This window comes from Pseudomonas sp. 9.1(2019) (assembly GCF_009910445.1).
In the GTDB taxonomy this organism is placed as follows: domain Bacteria; phylum Pseudomonadota; class Gammaproteobacteria; order Pseudomonadales; family Pseudomonadaceae; genus Aquipseudomonas; species Aquipseudomonas paraversuta.
On the sequence record NZ_VBWF01000011.1, the window covers coordinates 230,871 to 242,430 of the forward strand.

Sequence of the window (11,560 nt, forward strand, 5' to 3'; positions counted from 1 at the left end):
CATGACCACCATTACCGCCGTACGTGTTGAAGATATTCGCTTTCCCACATCGCAATCCCTGGACGGTTCGGATGCGATGAACCCGGACCCGGACTACTCCGCCGCCTATGTGATTCTCGAAACCGATACCCCGGGTCTGGAAGGCCACGGCCTGACCTTCACCATCGGCCGCGGCAACGAAATTTGCTGCGCTTCGATCAAGGCCCTGGCCAGCCTGCTGGTGGGCTTGAAGCTGGAGTGGATCGCCGAAGACATGGGGCGTTTCTGGCGCCACGTCACCAGCGACAGCCAACTGCGCTGGATCGGCCCCGACAAGGGTGCAATTCACCTGGCCACCGGCGCCGTGGTCAACGCCGCCTGGGACCTGTGGGCCAAAGCCGAAGGCAAGCCGGTATGGCGCCTGGTGGCAGACATGAGCCCCGAGCAATTGGTGCGCTGCATTGATTTCCGCTACATCACCGACTGCATCACCCCCGCCGAAGCCCTGACCTTGCTGCGCGAACGCGCCCACGGCAAAGCCGGGCGCCTGGCACTGCTCGAAGCCAACGGCTACCCCTGCTACACCACCTCGGCCGGCTGGCTGGGCTATGCCGACGACAAGCTGCGCCGCCTGTGCCAGGAAGCGGTCGATGCCGGGTTCTCCCACGTCAAACTCAAAGTCGGTCACGACCTGCAGGACGACATTCGCCGCGTACGCATTGCCCGTGAAGTGCTGGGCCCGGATCGCCAGTTGATGATCGACGCCAACCAGGTCTGGGAAGTCGATACCGCGATCGACTGGGTGCGTGAACTGTCGTTCGCCAACCCCTGGTTTATCGAGGAGCCCACCAGCCCGGACGACGTCGAAGGCCACCGCAAGATCCGCCTCGGTGTGGCCCCGGTCAAAGTGGCCACCGGCGAGATGTGCCAGAACCGCATCGTGTTCAAGCAACTGATCATGCGTGAAGCGATTGATGTGGTGCAGATCGATGCCTGCCGCCTGGGCGGGGTCAACGAAGTGCTGGCCGTGATGCTGATGGCCGCCAAGTACAACTTGCCGGTGTGCCCGCACGCCGGCGGGGTTGGCCTGTGCGAGTACGTGCAGCACCTGTCGATGATCGATTACCTGTGTCTGGCCGGCACCCATGAAGGTCGGGTGGTGGAGTTTGTCGATCACTTGCACGAGCACTTTGAAGACCCGTGCGTGATTCGCAACGCGGCCTATATGCCGCCACAGGCGCCGGGGTTCTCGATCCAGATGAAAGCCGCGTCCCGCGAACAGTACCGCTATCGGGGCTAAACCAACGGACGGAGCACAATAACAATGTCGTCCTCACCCTCACTACGGCTCGATGCACACCAGCACTTCTGGCGCTATGACGCCGCGGCCTATCCCTGGATCGGCCGTGACATGAGCGCTTTGCGCCGGGATTTCCAGCCCGCTGATCTGCGCCCGTTGCTGGACGCAGCCGGGCTCGACGGCTGCATTGCCGTGCAAGCCCGGGCCTGCGAAACAGAGACCGATCAGTTACTGGCACTGGCTGAACGCTACCCGTGGATTCACGCCGTGGTGGGCTGGGTCGACCTGTGCGCCGCCGACCTTGAACAGTCGCTGGAACGCTGGGCGCAAGCGCCGGCCTTGCGAGGCTTTCGTCATCAGTTGCAAGACGAACCCGCGCCGGCCGAATTCATGCAAAACCCGGCGTTTAACCGGGGGTTGAACACCTTGCAACGCCGGGGGCTGGTCTATGAAGTGCTGATCAAGGCTGCGGATTTACCCGCTGCAACCGCTTTGTGCCAACAGCACGACCAGCACGCCATGGTGCTCGATCACTTGGGCAAACCCGATGTACAGGCCAACGATTTACCAACCTGGGCCCGGCAACTCGCCCCCTTGGCCGCCCTGCCTCATGTCAGTTGCAAACTGTCGGGGTTGATCACCGAAGCCCATTGGCAACACTGGAACAGCGCACAACTGATGCCTTATCTGGACACCGCACTGCAGCTGTTCGGCCCCGAGCGCCTGATGTTTGGCTCGGACTGGCCGGTGTGCCTGCTGGCCAGCCAATACGCCGATACCTGCAGCCTGGTCAACAGCGCGCTGCAGGGTTTGAGTGCGCCGCAGCAAGCAGCGGTTTGGGGTGGCAATGCCTGCGCCATTTACGGGATTGAAGGAGTGAAGCAATGAATCTTTATCTGCAGGACAAGGTTTTTATCGTTACCGGCGGTGGCTCGGGCATCGGTGCAGCCATCTCTTTGGGCCTGGCTGACGAAGGTGCGATCCCGGTGATTTTCGGCCACAGCCCGCTGTCCGATGAACTGGCGCGGCAACTGGATCAGCATGGCGCGCAAAGTCTGTTCATCCAGGTTGAATTGCGCGATGAAGACGCCTGCCGCGCCGCCGTCGCCAGCGTGTTGCAGCGTTTCGGGCGCATCGACGGACTGGTCAATAACGCCGGGGTCAACGATAGCGTGGGGCTTGAAGCCGGGCGTTCGGCGTTCGTCGAATCCCTGGAAAAAAACCTGATCCACTACTACCTGATGACCCACCTGTGCGTTGACGCGCTGCGGGCCACCCGCGGTTCCATCGTCAATATCAGTTCCAAGACTGCCCTCACCGGGCAAGGCGGCACCAGCGGCTACACCGCGGCCAAAGGTGCGCAACTGTCGCTGACCCGGGAATGGGCCACCTCTTTACTGGCTGATGGCATACGGGTCAACGCCGTGATCCCGGCCGAAGTCATGACCCCGCTCTACGAGCGCTGGATCAGCAGCTTTGCCGACTCCGAGGCCAAGCTGGCGAGCATCGTCGAAAAGATCCCCTTCGGCCAACGCATGACCACCAGCGAAGAAATCGCCGACAGCGTGCTGTTTCTGTTGTCGCCACGCGCCTCCCACACCACTGGCCAATGGCTGGTGGTGGATGGCGGCTACACCCACCTCGACCGGGCGCTGACATGAACCGCCAGTGCCTGGCCCTGGACCTGATCGACGACCCGGCGCTGATTGCCGAATACGAGCGCTTGCATCAACGGATCTGGCCACAGATCAGCGCCCACCTGCACCGCCATGGCGTACTGGACATGCAGATCTGGCGCCTGGGTACACGGCTGTTCATGGTCATGGACACCGGCCCGCAGTTCAGTAGCGACGCGTTTGCACAGGCCGCTGCCAGCGACCCCAACGTGCAGCAATGGGAAGCACTGATGTGGCGCTTTCAGCAACCTACGCCCTGGACACCACCGACAGAGAAGTGGGCACCAATGACCCGGATTTTCAGCCTCACATAACCCTGTAGGAGCGAGCTTTCAAGATCAAAAGATCGCGAGACAAGCTCGCTCCTACAGATGATTCGGTGATTCATGCCGGCAGATACAACGCTCTAAAAAAAACAGACAGAGAAGTAGGCACCAATGACCCGGATTTTCAGCCTCACATAACCCTGTAGGAGCGAGCTTGCCTCGCGAGCTTTCAAGATCAAGAGATCGCGAGACAAGCTCGCTCCTACAGGTGATTCGATGATTCATGCCGGCAGATACAACGCTCTAACAACAATAACAAGGAGATGCGCCATGTCATTCAAGCACTCGAACGTCGCAGCACCGCCCATTGTCCGTGGGGTTACGTCCTATCGCTGGGCACTGATTCTGGTGACCTGCCTGTTCTTTCTATGGGGCCTGTCCTATGGCCTGCTGGACGTGCTGAACAAGCACTTTCAGGAAACCCTGCACGTCAGCAAGGCGCAATCGGGCTTGCTGCAAAGCGCGTACTTCGGGGCGTATTTTCTGATCGCCCTGCCCGCCGGTTTGCTGATGGACAAGTACGGCTACAAGGCGGGTATCCTCCTCGGTCTGTGTCTCTACGCCACAGGCGCCCTGCTGTTCATGCCGGCCGCCGCCGCGCAGAGCTTTCAGTTCTTTTTGTTCGCCCTGTTTGTGATTGCCTGCGGCCTGGGCTGCCTGGAAACCGCCGCCAACCCCTATGCCACGGTATTGGGCTCACCTGCGGGCGCTGAGCGACGTTTGAATCTGGCGCAATCGTTCAACGGCCTGGGGCAGTTTTTCGGTCCATTGATTGGCGGTGCACTGTTCTTCAGCGGCGCCAACAGCGCCGACACCACGCAATCGCTGCAAATGACCTATCTGGTCATTGCCGCGATGGTGTTACTGGTCGCTGTGCTGATTGCCCGTACCCCGCTGCCCGACTTGCGCGAGCAGGAAGCCGAGGTTCAGCAGCACAACCCCAAAACCCTGTGGCAGCACCGCGAGTTCGTCACCGGGGTCATCACCCAGTTCTTCTATGTCGGCGCGCAGGTCGGCGTCGGCGCGTTCTTCATCAACTACGTGACCGAACACTGGGCGCAGATGAGCAGCCAGCAAGCCGCGTATTTGCTGTCGGTGGCCATGCTCAGTTTTATGTTCGGCCGCTTCTTCAGCACCTGGCTGATGGGCCGGGTCAATGCCCAGCTTATGCTGCTGATTTACGCGCTGATCAACGTCGCACTCTGCGTGGTGGTGGTGCTGGGGTTTGAAGGCGTCTCGGTGGTGGCACTGGTGGCGATGTTCTTCTTTATGTCGATCATGTTTCCGACCCTGTTCGCCATGGGCGTGAAGAATCTGGGCGCGCATACCAAGCGCGGCAGCTCGTTCATGATCATGGCCATTGTCGGCGGTGCGTTGCTGCCCTACGTGATGGGGCTGGTGGCCGACCACTCGTCCACTGCCGTGGCTTATCTGTTGCCGATGGGCTGTTTTGTGATCGTCGCAGCTTATGCCCGTGCGGCCCTGAAAAAAATCTGATTGCTGTACTCCATAAAAAAAACAAACGGAGCACTTCATGTCCAACCCCGTATTGCAACAAGCACTCAGCAAAATCCGCTGGCGCATCCTGCCCTTTGTCGCACTGATGTTTGCCATGGCAATCATCGACCGCTCCAACATCGGCTTTGCCAAACACGCCTTGCAGGCAGACACCGGCCTGAGCAACGCCGCGTTTGCGCTGGGCGCGGGTATTTTCTTCATCGGCTATGCGGTGTTTGAAGTACCCAGCAACCTGATGCTGCACAAGGTCGGCGCGCGTATCTGGCTGAGCCGGATCATGGTCACCTGGGGCCTGGTGTCGGCGGCGATGATGTTTGCCCACGACGAAACCAGCTTCTACATTCTGCGCTTTCTGCTGGGGGTGGCCGAAGCCGGCCTGTCGCCGGGGGTGGTGCTGTACCTGACCTACTGGTTCCCGCAGAACCAGCGCGGTTCGGCCTATGGCATCTACTACTTCGGGGTGCCGGTGTCGCTGATGGTGGGCGGCCCGGTGTCGGGCTGGCTGCTGGAGTCCGCGCAGTTCGGCCTCACCGGCTGGCAATGGATGTTTCTCACCGAAGGCCTCGCGGCCTCGGTCATCGGCGTGTTTGCGTTCTTTTACCTGACCGACAAACCCCGGGACGCCAAGTGGTTGAGCAACGATGAAAAGGCTGCCATCGAACACGAGCTGGACAAAGAGCAACAGCTCAAAGCCAACAAAGGCCCGTCTTCGTGGCGCGCCGCGCTGATCAACCCCAAGGTGCTGTACTTCACCCTGATCTACTTCACGATTCAGGTCAGCGTGTATGGCGTGCTGTTTTATCTACCGACCCGGATCGCCGAGCTGCTGGGCACCGGCATTGGCCTGAAGGTAGGCCTGCTGACGTCGATCCCGTGGATCGCCACAGTGATCATGCTGTATGCCGTGACCCGGCATGCCGACCGCAAAGGCCAGCAAACCCGCTTCGCGGCAATCATGCTGGCACTGGCAGCGGTGGGCATGGTCGGCTCGACCTTGAGCGGCAGCTTGCCACTGGTAATTCTGGCGTTCTGTGTCGCGGCAGCCGGATTTATCACGGTGCAACCGTTGTTCTGGACCTTGCCAACCCGTTTTCTGGGGGGTGCGGCAGCGGCCAGCGGGATTGCGGTGATCGGCGCCCTGGGCAACCTCGGCGGCTTCCTCGCGCCAACGGTCAAGACCTGGGCTGAGCAACACTTCAACAACCCCCATGCGGGCATGTACTTCCTGGCCGCTATGGCGTTGCTGGGAGCCTTGATGTTGATGCGCTCGGCAAGGGCGAGCAAGCAGGCCGACGGCGCTCAGACGGTGCAGTCACCGGGTTAAAAACCCACCCACCCCCCTGCCCCCCCTGTAGGAGCGAGCTTGCTCGCGAGCCCTTGAAGAGCTCGCTAGCAAGCTCGCTCCTACAGAAGCTCGTTCCGACAAGAAGCTCGCGCCTGCAGAAGTTCGCTTTTAGGCCGCTGCCGGTGCGCCATCAGGCTTGAGTCGCGGTTCTACGGGTACACCCGGCTCTTTGAGCAGCGCGAAGTAGGCAAATGCTGAACACACCGCCACCACCGCGCTGATCACGAACGCCGTGGAAAAAGAGCCGCTCTGCTGCACGCTGAAGCCGGTCAGGATCGGCGCCACGGAGCCCGCCAGATAACCACCGAAATTCTGGATCGAGCCGAACGACGCCACCCGCTCCGAGGGCACGATGGTGTTGACGATCATCCACGCGGTGGCGCTGGAGATGTTAATGAAGAACATGGTCAGGCACAGCAGCACTACACAGGCCACAACGTTGGTGGTGAAGGCGACGATCAGGGTGAACAGCGCCCCGCCGAGCAAGCCAAGGATGACCATCAATTTGCGGCTGGCCAGCACCCGCATGCCGCGCGCCACCAGACGGTCGCAGCACTTGCCGGCCACGATGGTGCCCAGCGCGCCGAACAGATAGGCCAGGGATACCACCCACGCCGTGCGATACAGGTCCAGGCCGTGTTCGCGCTCAAAGTAACCGGGCAACCAGGTGAGGTTGAGCCAGATCATGTAGATCACGCCCATGAATCCGAGAAACGCACCCCAGGTGTTGCGGTCTCTGAACAGTGAGGTCCAGGCCACCTTCGGCGCCTTTTTCTGTTGCACCGCCACCGGCTCGGCGCGGCCCGTCTCAGCCATGTACTGGGCTTTGCTTTTGTAGAATTTGAACCAGCACACCGCCAGCAACAGCCCCATGACACCGGTGAGGATGAACATCCCGCGCCAGCCCAGATGAACCATGAATACGGTCAGCAATGGTGGCGCCAGGCATGGCCCGATGCAGGTCGATGACCAGACCCAGCCGGTGGCCGTGCCACGTTCCTGGGTGTCGAACCATTCGGACAAGGCCTTGGCCGCCGAAGGAAACACCGGAGCTTCGCCAATCCCCAGTAATACCCTTAGCCCCACCAGATGCCCGTAGCTGCTGAACAGGCCGAATGCCGCCTGCGCCACCGACCACACCACCAGGGATCCACCCAGCGCCAGTTTGCTGCCGAGTTTGTCGATCAAGGCGCCAAGGGGTAACTGCGAGAAGGCGTAGGCCACGGAAAAGGCCGAGAGCATTACCCCCATCTGCATGGGGCTGATGGCCAGGTCGTGCTGGATGGTGGTGTTGGCAATGGACAAGGCGCTGCGGTCCAGGTAGTTGACCACGCCAATCAGGAACAGGAAAAAGATCGTCAGGTTTTTGTAGGTTTTTATTGTTTTCATGCACGCCTCTCGTGAGCGGTTGCGCTCCTGCCCGACAGGTGGAGCGTTGCTCACTGTAGTTGGCGTCCCGGTTACTGCCCAATCACATGATTCGATCGACTAATAACCTCGAGTTATCAAGGCGTCTGGTGGGGACCGCGCAGAGCATCCGGGCCACTCAAAAGTGCATCGATAAAGGCTTTCGCGGACCATTGCGCTACTTCGTTGCGCCGGGTAATGACCCCGTAATCGGCCAGCACCAGCGGAAACGGCAGCGCCAGGCGGGTCAAGCGCCCGGCGCGGATTTCCGGCTCCACCATCGACTCTGCCAGCATCGCCACCGTCGGGGTGGTTTGCAGCAGTTGCATGGTCGTTTGCAGCGACACGGTTTCTACCGTGTTTTCCGGGGTCTGCATGCCCGCTTCGACAAAGGCCTGCTCCACCCGCATGCGCATCGGCGTGCCCGTGGGGTAAATCACCCAAGGCCAACTGCCCAGATCAGCCAGCGGTACTTCGCTGGCCCCGGCCAGCGGGTGCTGGCTGCCCGTGACCAGGCACAGCGGCTCCGGCGCCAGGGCCTGAAAATCAAACAGTTCGCGATGACGGTCGAGGGTAAAGCGGGCCACCACCACGTCCAGCTCCTTGTGTTCGAGCATGGCCAGCATGTTGGCGCTGGTGCCCTCGAGCACCTGCAAGGTGAGCAGCGGCCAGTCTTGTTTGACCCGCACAATGGCCGCCGGAACGGCCAAAGCCGTGGCGGCGTAGATGGTGCCGACTTTCAGCAGGCCATGGCCGCCCTGGCGCAAATGATTGATCTGCCCGACAAACTGCCCGGTGTCATTCAATGCGATCTGGGCAAACCGGGCCACATGACTGCCCAGATCGGTCAGCGACATGCTGCGTGGCAAGCGCGCAAACACTTCAAAGTCCAGCTGGTGCTCGATCTCCCGCAGCATCTTGCTCACCGCGGGCTGGCTGATGTTCATTTCATGGGCGGTGGCATGCATGTTTTGCGTGCGCGCCAGGGTGTCTATAAGCACCAAATGGCGATAGCGCAGCCAGTTGCACAGTTGATTAAATCCGACATCAGCCATCCGATAACCTCCGGTTATTGAGACTTAAGAATATCTCATTGGCGATTATCGAGAAGCAATATTAGGGTGAACCGGTCGCGCTAAATAAAAACAATGGAAACCGCCCATGAACCTTGCCAATAAACGCGTAGTGATCACCGCTGCGGCTCAGGGAATCGGACTGGCATCGGTGCTCGCATTCCGCGATGCAGGCGCCGAGGTCATTGCCACCGACCTGCACATTCAGGCACTGCAGGACATTCCCGGGATCCGCGTGCTGCAACTGGACGTGACGCAACCTGCGGCCATCGCTGCCGTCTGCCAGCAGGTCGGAGCGGTGGACGTGCTGTTCAACTGCGCCGGTTACGTTCATAGCGGCGCACTGCTGGACTGCGACGAACAGGCCTGGCAGTTCTCCTTCGATCTCAATGTCACGGCCATGTACCGCATGATCAGCGCCTTCCTGCCCGGCATGCTGGCCGCGGGCGGTGGCAGCATTATCAACATGGCCTCGGTGGCTTCCAGCGTAAAAGGCGTACCCAACCGCTTTGCTTACACCGCAAGCAAGGCCGCAGTTATCGGCCTGACCAAATCGGTGGCCGCGGACTACGTGCGCCAGGGTATCCGTTGCAATGCCATTTGCCCCGGCACGGTGGACTCGCCGTCCTTGCGCCAGCGCATTGCCCAACAGGCGCTGGAACAGGGCCGTACGCAAGCCGAGGTGTATCAGGCATTCGTCGACCGCCAGCCCATGGGCCGCATCGGCACCGCCGAAGAAGTCGCCCGCCTGGCCTTGTATCTGGCCAGCGACGCCAGCGCCTACACCACCGGCACCACCCAGGTGATTGATGGCGGGATGAGTAACTGAAATGCATAAATCCTCTGTAGGAGCGAGCTTGCTCGCGAGCTCTGGCTTGAAAACGCTCGCGAACAAGCCCGCTCCTGCAGGCACCGTTTTTCTTATTGGATGAAGGAGTTTTTATGAAACTGCTGCGCTACGGCGAGAAAGGTCAGGAAAAACCGGGGCTGCTGGATGCCCAGGGCAAGATTCGCGATTTGTCGGCACACATCGCCGATGTAGCCGGCCAGGCACTGGATGCCGCAAGCCTGGCCGCCCTGGGCAAAATCGACCCTTGCAGCCTGCCGCTGGTCAGCGGTTCGCCACGCATTGGCGCCTGCGTCGGACAGGTCGGCAAGTTCATCTGCATCGGCCTCAATTATGCCGATCATGCCGCCGAGTCGGGCCTGGACGTGCCATCGGAACCGGTGGTGTTCAGTAAATGGACCAGCGCCATCTGCGGCCCCAACGACAACGTCGAGATCCCCCGCGACTCGACCAAGACCGACTGGGAAGTGGAGCTTGGCGTGGTAATCGGCAAAGGCGGACGCAATATCGATGAACACAATGCCATGGACCACGTGGCCGGGTTTTGTGTGATCAACGATGTCTCCGAACGCGAGTGGCAACTGGAACGTGGCGGCACCTGGGACAAGGGCAAGGGCTTTGACACTTTCGGCCCCCTCGGCCCGTGGCTGGTCACCCGCGACGAAATCAGCGACCCGCACCAGCTTGACCTGTGGCTTGAGGTCGACGGACAGCGCTACCAGAACGGCAATACCCGCACCATGGTGTTCCAGATCCCGGCCCTGATTGCTTACCTGAGCCGCTGCATGTCCCTGCAACCGGGGGATGTCATCTCCACCGGCACTCCGCCGGGCGTGGGCCTGGGGGTAAAACCGGCACCGGTGTATCTGCGTCCCGGGCAGGAAATACGCCTGGGCATCAGCGGTCTCGGCGAGCAACGCCAGCGCACGGTACAGGCTGACTGACCCACAGCAGGCCTTGAAAATAATCATAAGAAACAGGAGCAACACATGCGGATTCTGATCACTGGCGGTACCGGCTTCATCGGCAAACAACTGGCCCAACGCCTGCTCGACCTCAACAGCCTGACGCTTGAAGGCCAGGCCCCCCGCGCGATCGAGCGCATCGTGCTGTTCGACACCTTTGCCGGTGAAGACCTCCCCCTCGACCCGCGTATCGAACTGGTGACCGGCGATGTAGCCGACCCCGAAGTGATTGCCCGGGTCACCGACGGCGTGGACCTGGTGTGGCATTTGGCAGCGGTGGTCAGTTCGGCTGCCGAGGCCGACTTCGACCTGGGCATGCAGGTCAACCTGCACGGCCTGATGCTGTTACTCGAAACCCTGCGCAAACAGGGCAACGCCCCGCGTTTTGTGTATGCCAGCGGCTTCGCCGTATTCGGTGGCGAGCTGCCCGACGTGGTCGACGACAACACGGTACTCACCCCGCAATCGTCCTACGGCATGCAAAAAGCCGTGGGCGAACTGCTGGTGGCCGACTATGCCCGCAAGGGCTTTGTCGATGGCCGCGTGCTGCGCCTGCCGACGGTTGCAGTACGCCCCGGCAAACCGAACAAGGCGGCATCGACGTTCTTCAGTTCGATTATCCGCGAGCCGCTGGTGGGCCTGCCTGCGGTCTGCCCGGTACGCCCGGACACCCAGGTCTACCTGACCTCGCCACGGCGGATTATCGAGTCAATGCTGCTGGGCATGACCCTGTCGCCAGAGACCCTGGGCAATCAACGGATCATCCCGCTGCCGGGTGTGACCACCACCGTTCACGACATGGTCTCGGCGCTGCAACGGGTCGCGGGTGAGCAAGTGACCAAACTGATTCGCTGGGAACCGGACGCGACCATCCAGCGCATCGTCGAGAGCTGGCCGAGCAAGGTCGAGGCGCCCCGCGCCCGCGCCCTGGGCTTCACTGCCGACGCCGATTTCGACGCCATCGTGCGCGCGCATATTGAAGACACTGCCGTTTGAGACCTCGCCTATAACCTGTAGGAGCGAGCTTGCTCGCGATCTTTAGATCTTGAAGAGCTCGCGAGCAAGCTTGCTCCTACAGAACACTGCACAACAGGTTCACGTTACTCACAACAATAAAAAACTGA

At 60.9% G+C, this 11,560-nt stretch carries 11 protein-coding genes; 9 read left to right on the top strand and 2 right to left on the bottom strand.

Features of this window, described 5'->3' with window-relative positions; genetic code table 11:
- Nucleotide 1 precedes the first annotated feature (1 nt).
- The 6 genes from FEZ21_RS19975 (at nucleotide 2) to FEZ21_RS20000 (ending at nucleotide 6,123) form a co-directional block, all read left to right on the top strand.
- The gene (locus FEZ21_RS19975; protein WP_003440967.1) at nucleotides 2-1,279 is read left to right on the top strand and encodes an L-fuconate dehydratase; all 1,278 of its coding nucleotides are present in this window, start codon (nucleotides 2-4) and stop codon (nucleotides 1,277-1,279) included.
- A 24-nt stretch (nucleotides 1,280-1,303) separates the two neighbouring features.
- Entirely contained in the window at nucleotides 1,304-2,167 is an 864-nt protein-coding gene (locus tag FEZ21_RS19980) for an amidohydrolase (protein ID WP_160628282.1), read from the top strand.
- Entirely contained in the window at nucleotides 2,164-2,940 is a 777-nt protein-coding gene (locus tag FEZ21_RS19985; RefSeq protein ID WP_160628283.1) for an SDR family oxidoreductase, read from the top strand. Before FEZ21_RS19980 ends, FEZ21_RS19985 begins: the two co-directional genes overlap by 4 nt.
- Entirely contained in the window at nucleotides 2,937-3,269 is a 333-nt protein-coding gene (locus tag FEZ21_RS19990; RefSeq protein ID WP_003440958.1) for an L-rhamnose mutarotase, read from the top strand. Before FEZ21_RS19985 ends, FEZ21_RS19990 begins: the two co-directional genes overlap by 4 nt.
- A gap of 282 nt (nucleotides 3,270-3,551) precedes the next feature.
- Entirely contained in the window at nucleotides 3,552-4,778 is a 1,227-nt protein-coding gene (gene fucP, locus FEZ21_RS19995; protein ID WP_010655890.1) for an L-fucose:H+ symporter permease, read from the top strand.
- A gap of 37 nt (nucleotides 4,779-4,815) precedes the next feature.
- Nucleotides 4,816-6,123, top strand: coding sequence for an MFS transporter (locus FEZ21_RS20000; protein WP_160628284.1), 1,308 nt, complete (start codon nucleotides 4,816-4,818; stop codon nucleotides 6,121-6,123).
- A 129-nt stretch (nucleotides 6,124-6,252) separates the two neighbouring features.
- Here FEZ21_RS20000 and FEZ21_RS20005 read toward each other — a convergent pair whose 3' ends face one another.
- Nucleotides 6,253-7,533: an MFS transporter gene (locus tag FEZ21_RS20005; RefSeq protein ID WP_003440950.1), complete on the bottom strand. Its 1,281-nt coding sequence runs from the start codon at nucleotides 7,531-7,533 to the stop codon at nucleotides 6,253-6,255.
- 116 nt (nucleotides 7,534-7,649) lie between these two features.
- Nucleotides 7,650-8,606: a LysR family transcriptional regulator gene (locus tag FEZ21_RS20010; protein WP_160628285.1), complete on the bottom strand. Its 957-nt coding sequence runs from the start codon at nucleotides 8,604-8,606 to the stop codon at nucleotides 7,650-7,652.
- A gap of 106 nt (nucleotides 8,607-8,712) precedes the next feature.
- Between FEZ21_RS20010 and FEZ21_RS20015 the strand changes: the two genes are divergently transcribed.
- The 3 genes from FEZ21_RS20015 to denD all read left to right on the top strand — a co-directional run bounded on the left by FEZ21_RS20015 (nucleotide 8,713) and on the right by denD (nucleotide 11,432).
- A complete protein-coding gene (locus FEZ21_RS20015; RefSeq protein WP_003440944.1) occupies nucleotides 8,713-9,453 on the top strand; it encodes an SDR family oxidoreductase in 741 nt (246 codons plus the stop codon).
- Nucleotides 9,454-9,566: 113 nt separating this feature from the next.
- Nucleotides 9,567-10,415, top strand: coding sequence for an ureidoglycolate lyase (locus FEZ21_RS20020; protein WP_003440933.1), 849 nt, complete (start codon nucleotides 9,567-9,569; stop codon nucleotides 10,413-10,415).
- A 45-nt stretch (nucleotides 10,416-10,460) separates the two neighbouring features.
- Nucleotides 10,461-11,432: a D-erythronate dehydrogenase gene (denD, locus tag FEZ21_RS20025; protein ID WP_160628286.1), complete on the top strand. Its 972-nt coding sequence runs from the start codon at nucleotides 10,461-10,463 to the stop codon at nucleotides 11,430-11,432.
- Nucleotides 11,433-11,560: the final 128 nt, after the last annotated feature.

What these genes read in the sequence shown, in the direction of transcription:
- FEZ21_RS20005 (WP_003440950.1), bottom strand. Translation starts at nt 7,533, where the DNA reads ATGAAAACAATAAAAACCTACAAAAACCTGACGATCTTTTTCCTGTTC.
- fucP (WP_010655890.1), top strand. Translation starts at nt 3,552, where the DNA reads ATGTCATTCAAGCACTCGAACGTCGCAGCACCGCCCATTGTCCGTGGG.
- FEZ21_RS20015 (WP_003440944.1), top strand. Translation starts at nt 8,713, where the DNA reads ATGAACCTTGCCAATAAACGCGTAGTGATCACCGCTGCGGCTCAGGGA.
- FEZ21_RS19980 (WP_160628282.1), top strand. Translation starts at nt 1,304, where the DNA reads ATGTCGTCCTCACCCTCACTACGGCTCGATGCACACCAGCACTTCTGG.
- FEZ21_RS19975 (WP_003440967.1), top strand. Translation starts at nt 2, where the DNA reads ATGACCACCATTACCGCCGTACGTGTTGAAGATATTCGCTTTCCCACA.
- FEZ21_RS19985 (WP_160628283.1), top strand. Translation starts at nt 2,164, where the DNA reads ATGAATCTTTATCTGCAGGACAAGGTTTTTATCGTTACCGGCGGTGGC.
- FEZ21_RS20010 (WP_160628285.1), bottom strand. Translation starts at nt 8,606, where the DNA reads ATGGCTGATGTCGGATTTAATCAACTGTGCAACTGGCTGCGCTATCGC.
- FEZ21_RS20020 (WP_003440933.1), top strand. Translation starts at nt 9,567, where the DNA reads ATGAAACTGCTGCGCTACGGCGAGAAAGGTCAGGAAAAACCGGGGCTG.
- FEZ21_RS19990 (WP_003440958.1), top strand. Translation starts at nt 2,937, where the DNA reads ATGAACCGCCAGTGCCTGGCCCTGGACCTGATCGACGACCCGGCGCTG.
- denD (WP_160628286.1), top strand. Translation starts at nt 10,461, where the DNA reads ATGCGGATTCTGATCACTGGCGGTACCGGCTTCATCGGCAAACAACTG.
- FEZ21_RS20000 (WP_160628284.1), top strand. Translation starts at nt 4,816, where the DNA reads ATGTCCAACCCCGTATTGCAACAAGCACTCAGCAAAATCCGCTGGCGC.